Annotated in this window: 9 protein-coding genes and 1 pseudogene; 8 read left to right on the top strand and 2 right to left on the bottom strand. The window is 52.9% G+C overall.

Going from position 1 to position 19,890, the window contains the following annotated elements:
- Positions 1 to 29: 29 nt before the first annotated feature.
- A pseudogene (locus tag FDW88_RS09750) lies at positions 30 to 1,058 on the top strand (efflux RND transporter periplasmic adaptor subunit); the annotation flags it as partial.
- An 11-nt stretch (positions 1,059 to 1,069) separates the two neighbouring features.
- A complete protein-coding gene (locus FDW88_RS09745; protein WP_137362465.1) occupies positions 1,070 to 4,222 on the top strand; it encodes a CusA/CzcA family heavy metal efflux RND transporter in 3,153 nt (1,050 codons plus the stop codon).
- 43 nt (positions 4,223 to 4,265) lie between these two features.
- Here the strand turns inward: FDW88_RS09745 and rclR are convergent, their stop codons facing one another.
- Positions 4,266 to 5,120 carry a reactive chlorine-specific transcriptional regulator RclR gene (gene rclR / locus FDW88_RS09740; RefSeq protein ID WP_117342177.1) on the bottom strand — a complete coding sequence of 285 codons (855 nt, stop codon included), beginning with the start codon at positions 5,118 to 5,120 and terminating at the stop codon, positions 4,266 to 4,268.
- Positions 5,121 to 5,356: 236 nt separating this feature from the next.
- Between rclR and rclA the strand changes: the two genes are divergently transcribed.
- From rclA to FDW88_RS09710, 6 genes are all read left to right on the top strand, one after another.
- Positions 5,357 to 6,682, top strand: coding sequence for a reactive chlorine resistance oxidoreductase RclA (rclA, locus tag FDW88_RS09735; protein WP_137362464.1), 1,326 nt, complete (start codon positions 5,357 to 5,359; stop codon positions 6,680 to 6,682).
- A 177-nt stretch (positions 6,683 to 6,859) separates the two neighbouring features.
- Positions 6,860 to 7,096, top strand: a complete 237-nt coding sequence (gene rclB / locus FDW88_RS09730; RefSeq protein WP_170973021.1) for a reactive chlorine resistance periplasmic protein RclB — start codon at positions 6,860 to 6,862, stop codon at positions 7,094 to 7,096.
- A gap of 11 nt (positions 7,097 to 7,107) precedes the next feature.
- Positions 7,108 to 7,668, top strand: coding sequence for a reactive chlorine resistance membrane protein RclC (rclC, locus tag FDW88_RS09725; RefSeq protein WP_137362463.1), 561 nt, complete (start codon positions 7,108 to 7,110; stop codon positions 7,666 to 7,668).
- 388 nt (positions 7,669 to 8,056) lie between these two features.
- On the top strand, positions 8,057 to 8,752 hold the full coding sequence (locus FDW88_RS09720; RefSeq protein ID WP_137362462.1) for a pilus assembly protein PilZ: 696 nt from the start codon (positions 8,057 to 8,059) through the stop codon (positions 8,750 to 8,752).
- Positions 8,753 to 8,773: 21 nt separating this feature from the next.
- Complete coding sequence (locus FDW88_RS09715) at positions 8,774 to 9,355, top strand: LuxR family transcriptional regulator (RefSeq protein ID WP_170974163.1); 582 nt, start codon at positions 8,774 to 8,776, stop codon at positions 9,353 to 9,355.
- Between the two features lie 96 nt (positions 9,356 to 9,451).
- Positions 9,452 to 10,219 carry a bifunctional diguanylate cyclase/phosphodiesterase gene (locus FDW88_RS09710; RefSeq protein ID WP_137362461.1) on the top strand — a complete coding sequence of 256 codons (768 nt, stop codon included), beginning with the start codon at positions 9,452 to 9,454 and terminating at the stop codon, positions 10,217 to 10,219.
- Positions 10,220 to 10,364: 145 nt separating this feature from the next.
- Here the strand turns inward: FDW88_RS09710 and FDW88_RS09705 are convergent, their stop codons facing one another.
- The gene (locus FDW88_RS09705) at positions 10,365 to 19,718 is read right to left on the bottom strand and encodes an autotransporter outer membrane beta-barrel domain-containing protein (RefSeq protein WP_137362460.1); all 9,354 of its coding nucleotides are present in this window, start codon (positions 19,716 to 19,718) and stop codon (positions 10,365 to 10,367) included.
- Between the last annotated feature and the right edge of the window lie 172 nt (positions 19,719 to 19,890).

Genomic DNA, 19,890 nt, shown 5'->3' with positions numbered 1-19,890 from the left:
TGCCTCATCGCTAACTTTGCAACAGTGCCGGGGTGCGAATCGATCCGACGCAAACCCAAAATCTGGGGCTAAAAACCGAGGCCGTACGTCGTGGACCGCTGCAGTATGCACAAACGTTCCCGGCCAACGTTAGCTATAACGAATATCAGTTTGTGATTGTGCAAGCCCGCTCAGCGGGATTTATCGAAAAAGTGTATCCGTTGACCGTTGGCGATAAAATTAAGCAAGGCGCGCCGCTGATTGATCTGACCATCCCCGACTGGGTTGAAGCGCAGAGCGAATATCTGCTGCTGCGCGAGACCGGCGGTACCGCCACTCAAGTCGACGGTATTCTCGAAAGATTGCGTCTGGCCGGGATGCCCGAACAGGACATCCAGCGCTTAAAATCGACGCGGAAAATTCAAACCCGCTTCACCCTGCGCGCCCCCATCGATGGGGTGATCACCGCCTTTGATTTGCGCACCGGCATGAACATTTCGAAAGATAACGTGGTAGCAAAAATTCAGGGCATGGATCCGGTGTGGGTCAGCGCATCGGTCCCGGAGTCTATCGCCTGGCTGATTAAAGACGCCTCGCAGTTTGCGATTACCGTACCCGCCTGGCCGGATAAAACATTCACCATCAGCAAGTGGAGTATTTTGCCGAGCGTGGATGCCACGACGCGAACCCTCCAGTTACGTTTGCAGGTCGAAAACCCTGACGAGGCACTCAAGCCGGGGATGAATGCTTACCTCAAGCTGAAAACACAAAGTGAGCCGATGCTGCTGATCCCGTCCAAAGCGCTGATTGATACGGGCAGCGAGCAGCGGGTGATCACCGTGGATAACGACGGACGCTTTGTGCCGAAGCAGGTTGCCGTATTCCATGAATCTCAGGGGCTAACGGCTATCCGCTCCGGTCTGACGGAAGGTGAGAAGGTGGTCTCCAGCGGCCTGTTCCTGATTGATTCCGAGGCGAATATCGCCGGGGCGTTGGACCGCATGCGCGCCCGGAAGAGTGGGACGCCAGACGCCGCGGCTATGCCCGCAATGCCGACCCCGGCGACCCATTCACACTGAGGATATAACACATGATTGAATGGATTATTCGCCGCTCAGTGGCTAACCGTTTTCTGGTGATGATGGGGGCGTTGTTCCTCAGTATTTGGGGAACATGGACCATTATCAACACCCCAGTAGATGCACTGCCGGATCTCTCTGATGTGCAGGTGATTATTAAAACCAGCTATCCGGGACAAGCGCCACAAATCGTTGAGAATCAGGTCACTTATCCTCTGACCACCACCATGCTGTCGGTGCCTGGCGCGAAAACGGTGCGCGGTTTCTCGCAGTTTGGTGACTCTTACGTGTATGTCATTTTTGAAGACGGCACCGACCCTTACTGGGCACGCTCCCGTGTACTGGAATATCTCAACCAGGTGCAGGGAAAACTGCCCGCAGGCGTCAGCGCGGAAATGGGGCCAGATGCCACCGGCGTCGGCTGGATCTTTGAATATGCGCTGGTGGACCGCAGCGGCAAACACGATTTGGCCGAGCTGCGTTCTCTGCAGGACTGGTTTTTAAAGTATGAGCTGAAAACGATTCCCAATGTTGCAGAAGTGGCGTCGGTAGGCGGCGTGGTCAAAGAGTACCAGGTGGTTATCGACCCGATGAAGCTGACGCAATACGGTATCAGCCTGGCTGCGGTGAAATCGGCGCTGGATGCGTCTAACCAGGAGGCGGGTGGCTCATCCGTGGAGATGGCGGAAGCGGAATACATGGTGCGTGCCAGCGGGTATCTGCAAACCCTCGATGACTTCAATACTATTGTGCTGAAATCCGGGGCTGACGGTGTGCCGGTTTACCTGCGCGATGTTGCCCGCGTGCAAATTGGACCGGAAATGCGCCGTGGCATCGCTGAACTGAATGGTGAAGGCGAAGTGGCGGGCGGCGTGGTGATCCTGCGCTCGGGTAAAAATGCACGTGACGTAATCTCCGCCGTCAAAGCCAAACTTGAGACGCTGAAAAGCAGCCTGCCGGAAGGCGTTGAGGTAGTTACAACATACGATCGCAGTCAGCTTATCGACCGCGCGATTGATAACCTGAGCTACAAGTTGCTGGAAGAGTTTATCGTTGTGGCGCTGGTGTGTGCGCTGTTCCTGTGGCATATCCGCTCGGCGCTGGTCGCCATTATTTCCCTGCCGCTAGGGCTGTGTATTGCGTTTATCGTGATGCATTTCCAGGGACTGAACGCCAACATTATGTCGCTTGGCGGCATCGCCATTGCTGTAGGGGCGATGGTTGATGCCGCGATTGTGATGATTGAGAACGCGCATAAGCGGCTGGAAGAGTGGGCGCATCAGCATCCGGGAGAAAAGCTGGATAACGCCACGCGCTGGCAGGTGATCACCAACGCCTCGGTGGAAGTGGGACCGGCGCTATTCATCAGTTTGCTGATTATTACCCTGTCGTTTATCCCTATTTTCACCCTTGAGGGGCAGGAAGGGCGACTGTTTGGCCCGCTGGCGTTCACCAAAACCTATGCCATGGCTGGGGCCGCATTGCTGGCGATTGTGGTGATCCCAATCCTGATGGGATTCTGGATCCGCGGCACGATCCCGGCGGAAAGCAGTAACCCGCTTAACCGTTTTCTGATCCGCATTTATCATCCGCTGTTGCTGAAGGTGCTGCACTGGCCGAAGGCCACCCTGCTGGTGGCGGTGTTGTCGATCCTGACGGTTATTTTCCCGCTCAATAAAGTCGGCGGCGAGTTCTTACCGCAGATCAACGAAGGTGACCTGCTGTATATGCCGTCGACCCTGCCGGGGATCTCGGCGGCGCAGGCGGCGGATATGCTGCAAAAAACCGATAAGCTGATCATGACCGTGCCGGAAGTGGCGCGGGTATTTGGTAAAACCGGTAAGGCCGAAACCGCCACCGATTCCGCGCCGCTGGAAATGGTTGAAACCACCATCCAGTTGAAACCGCAGGATCAGTGGCGTCCGGGGATGACGATGGACAAAATCATCGAGGAACTGGATAAAACGGTCCGGCTGCCGGGCCTGGCAAACCTGTGGGTACCGCCGATTCGTAACCGCATCGACATGCTGTCTACCGGGATCAAAAGTCCAATCGGGATTAAGGTCTCGGGTACCGTGCTGGCGGACATTGACGCCACGGCAGAGCAAATCGAAGAGGTGGCGAGGACCGTGCCGGGCGTCGCGTCTGCGCTGGCGGAACGTCTGGAAGGCGGGCGCTATCTCAGCGTCGATATTCAACGTGAAAAGGCCGCGCGTTATGGCATGACCGTAGGCGATGTACAGCTGTTTATTACCTCGGCGGTCGGCGGTGCGATGGTGGGCGAAACGGTGGAAGGGATTGCCCGCTATCCGATCAATCTTCGCTACCCGCAAAGCTATCGCGACAGTCCGGAAGCGTTACGGCAATTGCCGGTCCTGACGCCCATGAAGCAACAAATCACGCTGGCGGATGTGGCGGATGTGGCGGATGTGAAGGTTGTTTCAGGCCCGTCGATGTTGAAAACCGAGAACGCACGCCCGACCAGCTGGATCTACATCGATGCCCGCGATCGTGACATGGTCTCGGTGGTAAACGATCTGAAAAAAGCGATTGGCGAAAACGTCCAGCTAAAACCAGGGACCAGCGTGGCGTTTTCGGGCCAGTTTGAGCTGCTTGAACGCGCCAGCCATAAGCTCAAACTGATGGTGCCGATGACGCTGATGATCATCTTCGTGCTGCTGTATCTGGCGTTCCGTCGTTTTGGTGAAGCGTTGCTGATTATCACCAGCGTGCCGTTCGCACTGGTGGGTGGGATCTGGTTCCTCTACTGGATGGGGTTCCATATGTCGGTGGCGACCGGCACTGGATTCATTGCGCTGGCAGGTGTTGCCGCCGAGTTTGGCGTGGTGATGTTGATGTATTTGCGCCACGCCATTGAGGCGGAGCCCGCGCTGGAAAATCCGCAGACCTTTACGGTGGCTAAGCTGGATGAGGCGCTGTATCACGGGGCGGTGCTTCGCGTGCGCCCCAAAGCGATGACCGTGGCGGTGATTATTGCCGGCCTGCTGCCGATTTTATGGGGCACCGGGGCCGGGTCGGAGGTGATGAGTCGGATCGCCGCCCCGATGATTGGCGGTATGATCACCGCGCCGCTGCTGTCGCTGTTTATCATTCCGGCGGCGTATAAGCTGATGTGGCTGCACCGCCATCGTCCGCAGAAATAACGCCTGAATAGCGTTGCGCCGGAGAACGTAATACGGCGCAACGCTATTTTTCCAGCGCCTTGACCCGCTTTCTGTACTCACCCGGCGTGCAGCCGTATTCACGCAGAAAGACTTTGTGAAACGAAGATTCGCTGGCATAGCCCACCGCCTCAGCAATCACGATCAACGGCCGTGAATCACGCGCTAACATCTGGGCGGCGAATTGCAGACGCAATGTGGTTAAGACCGCGAGCGGCGTGGAGTTTGAGACTTCACGAAACAGTTGCGCGAAGCTGGCCCGCGACATATGCGCGCGCTGCGCCAGCTCTTCGACAGTCCACGGATGAGCGGGCAACTCCAGCATCAGGTTAGCGATAACCCCCAGTTTGGGATGCAGCAGCAGATTCAACATGTTTTTGCCCGGCGCGGCCCGTGTCAGCCACTCGCGTACAGCAAGGGTAAACAACGTGGCGCATTGCTGGCTGCATACCACCTCAGAACCTGGCAGCGTGCTCATTGATTCCAGTTGCAGCAGTTCAATCATGGCTCTCAGCCACTGACCAACAGGGCTATTTTCCTCGGGGGCCAGAATGAGCAATTCCGGCAGTGCGGTTAAAAAATAGCGTGAAGATGCCTGCAACCGTAGGCTTCCGCAGACGAGATGCGTTTGTTCCTCGCCTGACTGGCACAGCCTGTGGGCGGAGTTTTGTGCCAGCATAACCACTGCGCCAGGATGCAGCGTGTAGGACGAGCCGTCCGGGAGATCAAGCTGAGCCGCACCCTGAGTTACCGTATGCCAGCGAATAACCGACAGCTCTCCCGCAGCATGTGGCAACTGCCAGTCTCTGCTCAACAAGCAGTTTTTATCAATAGACCCCTGCGGGTCATTAAGCGTTAATAATCGGCTAAGCGCGTCCATAAAGACTCCTGAACAATTTTATACCCTTAGGGAGATATCGCCATTATCGCTATAATTTTATATTAAATTAATACCATCAAATGGTTAGTTGGTAATATGGTTTGTGCTTTCACAAATTTGCATATTTCACTTTAGACGATTTGACATAAATAAGCGCGTTATGGATACGCTGTTCATGTTCGTCAGTCCTTATACTTCGGGTTAACAAATGAACAGTGATTTTGCAAAGAGGCAGAATGAATCAGTATCAGGCGATCATTATTGGTTTTGGCAAAGCAGGTAAAACGCTGGCGGCGACGCTGGCAAAAGCAGACTGGAAGGTGGCGATTATTGAGCAGTCCAACACCATGTATGGCGGGACATGTATCAATATCGGCTGTATACCCACTAAAACGCTGGTGCATGATGCCGAAATGCAGCATGACTTTGCCGCCGCAATGCAACGCAAAACAGATGTTGTTCGCTTTCTGCGTGATAAAAACTTCCATAACCTTGCCGGTCTGGACAATGTCGATGTGATTGAAGGGCGCGCTGAGTTTGTTGACAACCATACTGTGCGGGTCATCCAGGCGACCGGCACGCGTGAACTCCGCGGCGAGAAGATTTTCATTAATACCGGTGCGCAGTCGACGATGCCTGATATTAAAGGATTATCCAGCACACCTGGCGTATTCGACAGCACTGGATTGCTGAATCTGGCGCAGCGTCCTCAGCGGTTGGGGATTTTGGGCGGCGGGTACATTGGTGTGGAATTCGCGTCCATGTTTGCCAATTTTGGAAGCAAGGTCACTATCTTTGAAGCCGCGCCGCTATTTTTACCGCGTGAAGACCGGGATGTCGCTGATGCCATTGCCCGCATTTTGCGCGACAAAGGTGTCGAGCTGATTCTGAACGCCAATGTACACTCTGTATCGTCCCAGGACGGTGCGGTACAGATACAGATGCCAGAAGAGACGCATTCGGTGGACGCGCTACTGATCGCCTCGGGGCGTAAACCGGCAACGGAAGCACTGCAACTGAAAAATGCTGGCGTGGACGTCAACGATCGGGGCGGAATTATCGTGAATAGATATCTGCGCACCTCGGCAGATAATATCTGGGCCATGGGCGACGTGACTGGCGGATTGCAATTTACCTATATCTCGCTGGATGATTTCCGCATTGTGCGCGACAGTTTATTGGGCGATGGGTTGCGCAACACCGGCGACCGCCAGAATGTGCCGTATTCCGTGTTTATGACACCGCCGCTTTCTCGCGTGGGGATGAGTGAAGCGCAGGCCAGAGCCAGCGGGGCGGAGGTTCAGATCGTGACGTTACCCGTTACGGCGATCCCGCGGGCTCGGGTGATGGATGATACGCGCGGTATGCTCAAAGCCGTGGTTGATGTGAATACCCAACGGATATTAGGTGTCTCGCTATTGTGTGTAGATTCACATGAAATGATTAATATCGTTAAAACCGTTATGGATGCCGGATTACCCTATACCGTTTTACGTGACCAAATATTTACCCACCCGAGCATGAGCGAATCATTAAACGATCTATTCGCATTAGTTAAATAATAAAATGCTGTGTCTGCCTTTTTGCCCCACCCGTGTGGGGCTTTTTTTATGCGTGTAGCACAGTACCTAAATAATACGTATGAACAGTTATTCTGGCGTTACGGATGGCAATAAATAGAATGTGTGAGTTTATTATATTAACACTGAATTGACTGGTTAATGGAAATAGAAATGAATATGTTGAAAGCAACTTTACTGATGACCTCTTTACTGACTGCACCTGTCACGTTTTCCGCGCTGGCGCAGTCGCCAACCGAAATTGCCCACGTTAGCGTGTCAGCCGTCTCAGCCGCGCCTTCTGTGATTGAGGAGGCCATTGCAAAACTGGCGCAGGAGAAACAGGCATCATCGTGGAAAATCACCTCAATGCGTATTGACAGCAGCACTTACGCTACGGCGATTTTGTACAAGTAAGGGCGGTTGGTATGGAAAAATATCTTCGCTTACTGGGCAAGGCCGATCGCATCGGATTAACCCTGATTCGCCTGAGCATCGCCATTGTGTTTATCTGGATTGGATTATTAAAATTCGTTCCATACGAAGCCGACAGTATTACGCCATTCGTGGCCAACAGTCCGCCAATGTCATTTTTTTATGAACATCCGCAAGAGTATCAGCAGCATTTGACGCATGAAGGGGAATTTAAACCGCAGGAGCGGGAATGGCAAGCAGCGAATAATACCTACAGCTTCTCTAATGGACTGGGCGTGGTTGAGATAATTATTGCCTTGTTGGTGCTGGCAAATCCGCTCAGCCGCAGGTTGGGATTAATCGGCGGGATTCTGGCATTCGCCACACCGATTGTCACCCTGTCTTTTTTAATCACCACGCCGGAAGCATGGGTTATGCCGCTAGGCGATCTGCACCACGGTTTCCCGTATTTATCGGGGGCCGGGCGGCTAGTGTTAAAAGATACATTAATGCTGGCGGGTGCAGTAATGATTATTGCGGATTCAGCCCGGACCCTCGTTAAGCAGCAGTACTGATTTTCTCACGTTGTACCCTCTGTAAGATAGTATGCCACTAGAGTTTAATACGGTAATTACCGGAGCCAGCATGATGCTGGCTTTTTTTTGCCATAAGCTAAATTCGTTATCCCCAAACCCCTGCTGAAAACGTCTTGTTATTCTTTTTTGTTATGCTTGTTGCGCAACTTAGCGTGGTTTTAGACTTCACTTCAGCTAGAATTAACCCGTATCAAACGTTTTTACATATCAATAAAACATTAAAGATAGTTAAAAACTTAAATTTTTATCAACAGTTTGACATGGAATCCACTAAGGTAATTAAGCGCCAGGAGTGGATGCTGATTTCGTGTTTTTGTCTGCGAACAAGACCGGAACATTTCTTAAATATGGAAATAAGGGTTTGAGAATGAGCTTTGGATTAGCAAAGGACAACAAGTTTGAAATCATAGCGATCCTGCGCGAAGAGTTGCACAAGAAGACTAAACTGGAAGTCTTATGTGAAAACAACAGCGTTATCACACAGTTAGAAAAGATTGATTTCGAGCGCTTTGTGCTTTCTCCGCACAAAGACATCGTTCCTGAAAAGGTCCAATACTTCATCCTGCACAGTGATAGCGGGATTGTTAAATTTAGCGCCAGATACGAACAGGCGTCCGCAGGTGATGCGCAAGTAGGGTTGTCGTACCTTATCCCGGATATGATTTTCTTTGCGCAACAGCGACAAAATCAGCGTTTCTCCTTCCTCAAGGGCTATGATTTTTTCTGTTCTGGTCGTTACAAAAACGGCGAAAATTACTCACTGAAGGTTAAAAATATTTCTCAGGGGGGCTGCGCATTAATCGTTAAGGATGTGAATGCACGATTCCTTTATAAAGATGCGGTTATTAAAGGTGCCGCCCTGGATTTTGATGTGTTTGGCAGTTTACTGCTTGATCTCAAAGTGATTGATGTCGTCATGATCAATGAGTTTGATGATGATAATCAGTTGTACTCCTGCTACCAGATATCGTGCGAGTTTGACTATAAGAACCGTCGTGAAGAGGCGGAAGTCGAGAAAATAATCATCAAATTTTTAATGAGTAATAAGATTCGAAGTTTATAAGGAACGGTGAACAGGATGTTGATGTGCGGCACTGATAATTTTGTGGGCAGCGGTATGTTCGCCTATCTGACAAGTAAACATGTCCCTATCAAAACATTCCCGTTTGAGGATATGTTGCAGCAATCATCATTGTGCCAACATCAAACAATGGTTTTTAATATCATTAACAATGAACAACCGTGTTCTGCAATTGTGCAGTTTTTGAATAAAAACCGATTTAAATTTTATAATAACGTTATTGTCATTGTCGCTGACAGTTTGGTAGCGAAATTATGTGTTGAGTTATTATATGTGGAAAAGACCATTGTCCTGACGGAAAAGTCATCACTGCGTGATTTTGGACAACTGGCTACGCTGGCGGTTGGGAAATGGAATCCCCGACTGTATCGGTCGCAGAAAAGGCTCACTGAAAGAGAACAGCAGATCCTCAATCTATTGGTAAGTGGTTATACTGCCAGAGAAATTTCTGAATTAGTCAGTTTGAATTATAAAACGATTCAAGCGCACAAGATGCGGGTAGTTACGAAACTGGGACTGGCCAATACCTCTGATTTAAATAAATTAATTATTAGGTTTACCCATAGCTTGTCTTTTTTACCCTGATCTGAATATTCTTTTCTGATGTGAAATACGTAAAAGTAGATACAATTTGGGAGTGATTTCGACTGGTTTTTGTTGTGGTGATGGGGGGGAAGGGGTGTGTTAGATTCCAGTGATGTGCTAACGGCGCTTGAAAAAGCATTCAATACCAGTCAGCTTTATATGGTTTATCAACCTATTTTTAACTTACAAACCCACACTATTAGTGGGTTTGAAGCGTTAATACGTTGGAATAGCCCACAGATGGGCATGATCTCCCCTGATGTTTTTATTACGGCGCTGGAAAATAGCGGCAATATATTTTCCATAGAGGAGATGGTAAGCAACCCTCCATGGGATATTGCCGCCTCCTGGCCAGACCCTCTTTCTCTCTCTGTTAATATTTCTGCCCTTGAATTCTGCGATCCACTGCTCCCACAACGTGTCAGACAAAATCTCGCCGCCAGTGGACTGCCTGCTCATCGATGCCAAATAGAGATCACGGAAACGTCGCCGCTGTGCGACAGCCAGATAGCCGCTAAAAACATGACAGAACTGAAGGCGATTGGGGTGAAGCTGGCGCTTGATGATTTTGGTACCGGACACGCGAACCTTAATTATCTGCTGAAGTATCCGTTTGATACCTTAAAGATTGATAAAGAATTTGTTGCAGGCATCGAGCCCGATACCCGATCGGCAAAGATCGTTGAGGGTATTATTTCATTAGCGCACAATTTTGGCATTGAAGTGCTGGCTGAAGGGGTAGAAACCCATGCCCAGTTAGAACGTTTGACGCTGATTGGCTGCGATAAAATTCAGGGTTTTTTCATCTCTCCTCCGGTGATGGCCGAAGACATTCCCGCACTGTTAAACCAATTTAGCCGTTAATCACTCTCTCCCTGGGCTATAACGCTTTTTTCCTGATGGCGGTGCACGCGCGTTATCCGGACAACCGCCGGACAACCGATGTTGATTCCCTCGCGCATAAAAAAGCCCCCTGTAATAACAGAGGGCTGGCTACGTTTACGTTAGATTAAAACGATTTCTTAAAGCCAATAGATGCATTCACCGGGGCTTCAATCTGCGACTTACTGCTGCCATTGCTGAATTGCGTACCCAATTCACCGTAGACCTGCACATTCCGGTCAATAGACCAGCTCAGACCGGCGGCGACTTCGGTGCTGGAGTACTGCTGTGACGATTCCAGCGTAGTGGTGGCAACCGCATTGCTAAACTGTGTCTTGTCTTTTGAACCCAGACCCTGCCAGACGTTCACCCGGCCGTAAGGCTGGAATTTACCGTGGTTGGTATCATAGTCTGCGACCAGACGTACACCCAGACGCGCGGTAAACGAATCGGCGGTATCCATCTTGACCTTCGTTTGGGTGACGCCATCCAACGTACTGTTATCGAAGTTGCTGTACTGATAGATCAACTGCGCCTGAGGCTCCAGACTCCAGGCGCTGGCGCCTAAGCGGAATGACTTGCCCACTTCCGTTGATGCCGTCAGCGTATTGCCTTTCACCGTATGCGAGCCGTTATTTCCGGATGCCGACAGACGGGATTTATGGTTACCGTACTGCAGGACGTTGTCGACATACATTCCGTCATCCGAGAACCAGGTGGCATAACCGCCAACGTAAAACGCGTTGTCATCGATATTACCGCCTTTGCCATCGCTGCCGGTTTTGGTGCCTTTAACACTGCTGTCGATGTCGAGCACGCTGGCATACATCCCGGCTTTCCAGCTTTCATTGGCGTACATATCGACGCCGACCTGGATGCCCATGGTATGTGAACTGGTTTGTGTCCCTGTCGCATCATCCAGTTTGGTTTTGCCGGAGTAACCAATCATTCTGGCCCACGCACGGTTATCTTCATCAATACCCGGTTTCACCTCGTCACCCATACGCTGGTGCATGTTACCCAGCAGGCTGATGTCACCCTGGCGAACGACGCTGGCGAGGCCGGAGTACAGCATGGTTTCCGGACGGTATTCGCTTCTCAGATACCAGTTTTCACCCTGACCTTGCGCGTTACCGGCGTGCAGTTGGTACTCAAATGCACCCGCAGCCATGCGTTCAGCGGCAAGATGGAAGGCGTCTCGCGAGGTCTGCGCGGTGGTGGTGGCGCCATTCAGCGCGGTGACCACTTCGATGCCGTCACCCACGGTAGGCGCGCCGAGGCCGGAGCCGTCAACATCAAGCAACGTTTTCCCGCTGGCTTTACCGCCGTCGATAATCAGGCGATCGGCAATACCCGCGCCGCGACCATTCTGCGTGGCTGCCATGTTGAGGGTGCCTTTCTCGCCGGTGTAGTCTCCTTTGACGGTTAAGGTTGTACCAATTTGCTGACCGATAAGCGACACATCGCCGCCGTTACTCAGCCCGGCTACCGTCTGGTTGTAGCCTTGGGTGTTAAGCGTAGTGTCCGCAACCACATAGTGGTGCGACGCCGCGCTCAGGGTGTTGGTATCACCCGCTTGCAGCACGCCGTGGGTAATCAGCGTTGCGCCGCTGTAGCTGTTTTTACCCTGCAACTCGGTGGTGCCGTTGCCGGTCTGGTGCAGTTGACCTTTGCCGCTGATATCACCGGTTAATGCCAGGGTATCAGCGCGATTGACGCTGAGTACGCCATTATCAACGATATCACCCTGAATGCTGCCGATATCGCCGCCGGTGCCGAGTTGTAATACGCCCTGGTTGATGGTGGTACCGCCGGTGTAGGTGTTATCCAGCGTCAGGGTGAGTGAACCTTTGCCGGTTTTAATCAACTGACCATGACCTTCGACTTCGGTCAGCAGGGATACATCGTGCCCGTTGGTGTCGAACGTCCCGCCACCGGATTCCAGCGTTACCTGACGTGCGGTATCGAACGCGTCGCCATATTTCAGCGTACCACCATTAAAGGTGATGCCAGTATCTGCTGCGCCAAGGTGGGTATCACCGGCTACCTGAAGCGTACCTGAAGTGATAGTGGTGCCACCGCTGTAGGTATTGTCGCCCGTGAGGATCAGCGTACCAAGATCACCTTTATTCAGACCGCCGGTGCCGCGGATCACGCTGTCAATGGTGGCGGTGTAGTTAACGCCGTCTACCGTACCATCGCCAACGCGTATCAGCGTATTGGCGGTATCGGTGGTGATAGCCTCTCCGCCGACGCGATAGCCGTCGGTGGCGAACTGTGCACCGCTGATGATGACGTCGCCTTTGCTGTTATCGACCGTCACATTGCCCGCCTCGCCCTGGAAGACGGCAAACGCGGCATCGGTAAATGGCGCGTTCAGCGCGCCTTCTGGCGTGGATTCATCGGTGGTCCAGTTGTCATTCCCCTGGCTGGATTGCCAGATCCCGTCGCCACCGTTAATCACGCCGTTGTTTTTCAGGTTGCCGTTCTCACCGCCGGTGCCGTCCCAGAAGCGCAGCGTCAGCCCGGCATGGTTGACCAGGTTTACCTGATTTTTAACCGAGGTTTGTACATACAGGCTGTCCGCGGCTTCCGGTGCGTTAGCAATATCCATCACGTTATTGGTCAACGTGCCGGTATAGTTGATCACGCGATAAACCCCAACGTCAAAACTGCCGTTCGGTGAGGTCTCGATGTTGAGCTTGCCGTCAAGCGTCAGATCGCCGTTGACATCAATCAGATCGTTGAAAGCTCCGCCTGGGGTATAGGCCTGACCAAACTGATAATCTAGCTGTGCGTTATCGCTTAGCGTCAGCGAACCGGTGGTCAGTTTACCGACGCTGTTGATGGCCGCACCGGCGGTAATGTGACCGTTATCCTGCACATCCACCGCGCCGCCGATAATGCCGTTACCGCCGAGCGTAGCGCCGGTTTTCACCGTGACCAGGCCGGTTGCGGCAGACTGATTACCGTTGACCAGCAGCACGCCCTGGTCAACATCCGTGATGCCGGTCCAGGTGTTGTCGCCGGTCAGGGTCAGCGTACCGTCGCCGATTTTCACCAGGCTGCCGTCGTTGCCGCTGATAACGCCGCTGATAGTGTCAGCCAGATTTAGATTACCCAGCGACAGTTGCTTGTTACCCAGCTCGACATTACCCGCACCGGACAGTGAACCGATGGAGGTGGCGCTGTTGACTGCGCTGACATCCACCAGGCCGTCCGCCAGGTTTTTGACCACCGTATTTTCCGCCATCGCGTTATCAGCCGCGGTCATCAGGCCGCTGTTGTTTACCGTGGCATTGCCGCCGCTGGCGTTGTCTTCCAGTGCCAGGGTGCTGTCTTTCGCTACGTTGACCGTCGCGTTAGCAGCGGTGGCTTTATCGCGTAATACTGCTTTCGCTTTACCTGTCAGATTCAGGTTGGCGCTGGCGGCAGTGACGGTATCGGCCAGCGTTAACAGACTGTCGGCGATGTTCATGGTCAGCGATGTCAGGCTGGTGTCTGCACCATTGATATTCAGCGTTGCGCCGTTATTGACGTTAACAGTGCTGCTTTCATTGCTGCCGAACGCCCCGGTTTTACTGACGTTAACCGTCACATTATTGCTATTTCCGGTCCCGGCAATTTCGGTTTCCCCTTGGTAGCTGTTGGCGCGGTCAAGCGTTAAGGTGCTGCCCGCATCGCTTGAGCTACTGGTCACTTTCAGCTTGCCATCTCCGGTAATATCGCCGGTTGGGGTGAAATGGTGCGAATTGAGATCAAACACCGCCGCGTTAGCATTGGCGCCCAGCTCGATGGTACGGTTGCTGGTCAAATCAGCGCCCAGTTGCAGCGTGGAGGCGTTATTGATGACCAAATCCGTGCCACTCTGGCCGAGGTTGCTGTCGGCGGAGATTTGCAAGGTGCCGCCGTCAATGCGCGTGCCGCCGCGATATTCGTTATCACCGCTGAGGATCAGACGGCCGAGGTCGGTTTTCACCAGCATCAGCCGATCGCGGGCGCTGGCCTCGCGAAGGATGGATTCAATGGTCGCGGTATAGTTTTGTCCCGCGCCACCGGCCCCGACGCGCAGCAGCAGTTCACCGGTGCCCGGCGTTTGACCCGCATGTGTGGCCGTTTCGGTGGTGGCATAAGCGTTGAGCGCATCGCCTTTCACGACATAGCCGTCGGCGTCAAACTGTGCTCCGGAGAAATTGACGTCACCTTTGGCGTCATCCACGGTGACGGTACCGCCTTTGGTGGTAAACACGGCGAAGGATTTCTGCGCCCACGGCGCGTTGCCCTCGCCTGTGGCCGTTGTCCAGTTGTTGTCGCCCTGATCGCCAATCGCCATCCATTTGCCATCGCCGCCGTCAATCTTGCTGTCGCCTTCAATGCCCGATTTACCGTGACTTTGGTTGACGGTTGCGCCGTCCCAGAATTGCAGCGTGACGCCGTTGGCGTTGACCAGGTTGACCTGTTTGTCGATAGAGGTCTGGACAAAAATGTTGCTCTTATCCTGACTGTCTGGCACCGCGCCCAGCTCCAGCGTCCGGTTATCCAGCGTGCCGCCGTAGTTATAAATACGGTACACACCCGGTCCAAAATTACCGCCCTGAGACGTGGTGACGTCCAGCGTCCCGTCCAGTTGCAGGTTGCCGGTGACAGTAATCAGGTCATTCAGCGCGCCACCCGGCGTATAAGCCTGACCCAGCTCGAAGGCGGAGGTGGTTTTGCTGCCCAGTTGCAGGCCGCCGTTAATGGTTAACGTTCCCGCACCGCCGTCACCCGCGCTGAGGGTCGAGGCGTCGTTCATCAGCACGTTGCCGCCGATAATACCGTTACCGCCAAGCGTGGACATGCCGCTGACGGTGGTTGCGCCCGTAGCCGCACTCTGATTACCGTTTACCAGCAGCGTACCGTGGGTGACGGTGGTGTCACCGGTATAGGTGTTATTGCCCGCCAGACGGGTAATGCCGTCACCGATTTGCTGCAGCGCGCCGATACCCGAAATGACGCCGCCGAGCAGCACGTCGTTGGCGCGATTAATCGCCAGTACGCCGTTGTCGAGGATGTTTGATACGGCGCTGACTTCGCCGGTATCGCCGCCGGAACCTAACTGCAGCGTCCCCGTTTGATCAATGGTGGTAGAACCGGTGTAGCTGTTGTTGTTGGTAAAGACCGTGGTCCCGCCTGCCTTACGTTCAAATTTCCCGTCACCGCTAATGACACCGTTGTAAATTTGCGCGACTGACGTATCGCCCTGGGTATCAAAGATAACCCTGCTGCTGGTGCCCTGGGTTTTCACGTCATAATTGCCAATGGTCGCGGCGGTGCTGGTGGACTCGACGTGGTCGCCGGTACGCAGCGTTGCGCCATTGTTTACGGCAATGGTTTTGCTCGCCAGACTCAGATTTTCAACGACGCGGACATCCGCGTTTGACCCGGTAATGGTCAGCGAGTCCCAGCCAGTGCCAATGTTGGTGCCGGTGGTCTGGTTGTCGCTGTTCAGGCTGCCAATTTTTGCACTGTCGCCGTGGGTGTTGGTGAAGGTGAGGGCGTTGCCCGTACCCGCAGCGGTAATGATGTGGCGCGTTTTATCCAGCATCACATTGCCGATGCTGGCTTTATTGTTGCCGCCGGTGCCGGCGAAATTCACCTCGCCCGCAAAGGTGCCGTTTTGCCAGTTAAAGGTGTCCTTACCTTCACCGGTGTTGATCACGCCGCTGGTCACACCGCCGCTGATATCAATGGCGTCATTGCCTTTACCAGACTGAATGGCTACGGCCGTGTCGTTGATGGCCTGCAGGGTGCCGGTGTTGGTGATTTTTTTATTGCTGTCACCGCTGGCATCAATCACCGGTGCGCTGGTGCTGGCAGAGATAATTTTGCCGCTATTGCTGACGGCGAGGACGTTCTTCGCGATGATCGCCGAGCCGCCTGCGCCGTCACGTACATTGATATCGGCATTGGTGGTGAGCGCGCCATCAGTATTTGCGCGAATACCGCTACCTTCAGCCTTAAGGACCTCAATGGTATAGCCTTTGCCTATGCTCAGGTCGCCCGATGTTTCGCCGCCATCGCGTTGTTCAAAGGCGAAGCCGGTACCTTTCCCGTGAACGTTGAGGATATTTCCCTCGCTGTCACGATCGGTCATGGTGAGCGCCACGCTGGTGCGGATCCCCGCGCCATCGTTGGAGTCAATGGTCACGTTGCGCAGCAGGATATTGTTGTTGTTGGCATCGTTTTGAATGCCTGCGCCAGTTCCATCGGCGCGGATCATCACGCTTTGCGCGGACAGCGCGCCGGCTTTATCGGCGAGTCGAATACCGTCAGCGGAACCGTTGGTGGTAATACTGTCACCGGAAATGCCATTAATCAGTAAACTGGCACCTTCAGTCAGTAGAACACCGGCAGTACCATCATCGACCAGGATTTGGCCCAGTTTATTAATCTGCGCACTGGCTCCCGAAGCCTGAACACCGATACCGTCACTGACATGCAGGGCTTTGTCGGAATTGTTGGTGAAACGCCCGCCTTGCTGTACATCAACACCGATGCTGTCGGTGCTGGCTAGATCGATAATGGCGTTGGCACCAAGGGTCAGATTGCCGAGATTTCTTGCCACATAGGCAATAACCTCGTTACCGCCAGTTTCAGAGGTGATCTTCGCGTTTGAGGTGAGGGTAGTTTCAGTCGGGTTACCTTGCTCGTCGTCGCCATTCAACTTATGTGCCTTACCGTCAACAATCCCGGCAATGGTTCTTTCACCGGTTAAATTGATGGTGGTTTTATCGCTGATGGTCCCTTTCGCGCCGCCTTCAATCAGCAGGGCTGCGGAATCGGAGCCTTTCACGCTAAACGTGGCTTCGCCGGTGTCTACACTACTGCCTGCGCCGGTGGCGAAGACGCCGACGGAGTTTTTGCCGCTTAAGGTCAGGTCGAGATTGGAACTCGAATTATCTTTCGGGTTGGTCGTATTACCTGCAAGTTTTGCACCATTAGCGATACGAAAAATAGTGGTGTTAGCCTGACCGTTGTCATTCATCACCGCCTGACCAATGTTGGCGGTAGCCCCTTTGCCATACAGGTAATAACCAATCTGGTTGGTGCTGTTGAATAGTGGACTGCTCAGGGTGTCGACATTCGCGATGGCGTTATCACGCACGTGCACGCCGATGTTCCCGGCTTTGTTAAGTGTGATAGCGGAATCGACGTTGACCGTCGCCTGACCATTAACGCCACCCTCAGCCCAGATAGCGTAGTTACGGTTACCCACACCGCCGGTACCGTCTACCACAATAGAGCCTGAGTCGCTGGTGGTCACCAGGGCATTTTTTTTCGTCGCGCTGACGTGAATACCGACGTTGTTGGTGCCATTGACGTTGATCTTGCCGTCATTGCGAATGATCTGACCATTTTCAGCGCCACTGTCACGAACAGTGATGCCGTAGTTCTTGATATTCCCTCCACGACCATCGCCATTGACCACAATATTGCCGGTATTCAGCACGTTGCCTGTCGCGTTGCCGATCAAGATCCCCGCAGCGTTGCGTATGCCGACGCCCAGCGTGATGAGCCCCTTATTGATGACCTCGCTGGCACTTTTGGTCATGATCCCGGCGCTTGGGCTGGAACCGCCTGGCAGGGTGGCATCCAGGGACAGATCATTGGCGTTGCGACCAAGATAAATAGAGGCATTCTGCGCGTTGGTAAAGGTCGCGTTGTCGGCGACTTCTACGCCAAAGGCAGTGCCTTTACCATAGGATGCACCGTTTTTGCTCCCGTCGACGATATTGATAACGCCGTTATTCACGCCCTGCGCATCGTTGGACAGTTGCATGCCAATGGCCAGCGTCAGCGAGGTATCAGGATCATCTTTACTCCAGGGGTCGGCGGCAGAGGCGGTACCGAAGTTATCGGTGGTGATGGCCTGGTTGATGGTGCCGTTGTTGGTAATGGTGCTGGCGCCTTGCCCCTGCATGCCAAATGCGCCGTAGCTGCTGACCTTTTGATTGCCGTCTTTATCAATAAACAACCCGGAGTTGATGGTGCCGTGGTTGGTAGCAGTGGCGTCTTTCGCCAGCATGCCGATGGCCAGACTTTGCCCGCCGGAGGAACGCAATGCGTTCAGTTCGCCGAGGTTAGTGATAACCCCACCGTCAATGGCTTTCATTACGCCATTAATGCTGCCGTCAACGGCGATTATCGCACCTTGGTTCAGGGTGCCGGTAGTCCCAGCGCCGTTGGCATAGATGGCGTGCAGTTCACCACGCCCGGCGGTAGTGTTATTCGTATGCGACAGGCCGTCGGTCCAGACGTCATAATCCCAAGTGATAACGTCAGATTTTTTACCGGAACTAAGCACGTTTTCAATCAACTCGGCATACTTCGCTTGCGCAGCGGATACCGTCGTTATTTGGCTATTTTCGGCATCCAGCCACAGCTGGATCTGGCTGACTTTTTGTCCATCCGGTTTTTGTGCGGCGTCATCACTTTCGCCTAATAGCCAGCTATTGAACTCAGCCAGCTCCGCGGCCGTTGTAATCGAGAACGTTTTGGTACCTGTTTCGATAACCTCACCGGTGTCGTTATAACCGTAAGCCAGTAGCGTTACATCAGTGCCAAATACGGAGGTGGTTTGTGAACCGTTAAATGTTTCCGTTGGTACAACCGGGGCAGCGTTGAATTTTATGTAGTTATCGGACTTCCAGTTCACCTGGCTGTTGGCGCCCTGCGCTTCCAGCAGTGAGGAGTCCTTGGCCAGCAATTCGATGGTATTGGCCTTGTCACGTACGTTAAGCGTGTCGTTGCCAATATTCAGATTGGCGATGCCTCCGTTTGTCGCCAGAGCGATACCAAATTGCTTATAGATTTGCGTTTGCTGTGGATCATAAGTGTTCAACACCGCATCACCGATTTGTGATTCGGTGATAAAACCGGCTAATGCGCTGGTATCGAAGACTTTAATTGGCTCGGGTTCTCCCGGAAGCGCCGGATCAAAAACATCAAAATCTATGCTCTGCGAAGGTTTCGCCGATTGAGTATGAGTCAGGTATTCTGCCAGTTGCTCCACGGTGGAGATCGTTTTGACGTTCTGATCCGGCCCGGTGGCTTTTAGGGTGATTTTTCCGTTTTGCAGCAGCTCTCTGATGGTGGTTGACTCCACAACGCCGCTTTGACCTGGGGCAATCGTTGGGATTGCGCCGCTGATGTTGAGCGCCTGACCGGTAGAGTTATCTTCATATAAGAAGCCATAATTATGAATTCCTTCATTTACCTCAGCTGAAATACCTCTCTGATAGTCAGTATAAATATTGTGCTCACCTGTATCGATAATCGGTGCCGCAGATGCCAGCATTGAAGCACCGCTTAATGCACTGGCCGCCAATACCGCGACAGTTTTACGCGAACTGCTTTTTTTCTTGCCTTTGGTTAATTCGGAAACGACAACCCAGATACCGAGTACCGCGTTCCAAATAATGCTGTAAACTTTATTCATATATAACCCTTATCTGCATTTTATATTGCATGCGTTATTACGTTGAGTTGTTGGCTATGGTTGGCACGCGGGAGTGCTACCTGGCAGGTCGATTTTTAAAAATGGGGATACCTTCCGGGTTTCGCGGAATAGAAGACGAACTGAAAGCGAGTCCCTTTTAAAAAATAATCGT

The organism is Citrobacter sp. wls829, assembly GCF_005280825.1.
GTDB lineage: Bacteria > Pseudomonadota > Gammaproteobacteria > Enterobacterales > Enterobacteriaceae > Citrobacter > Citrobacter gillenii.
This window is presented reverse-complemented; position numbering and strand designations above follow the sequence as displayed.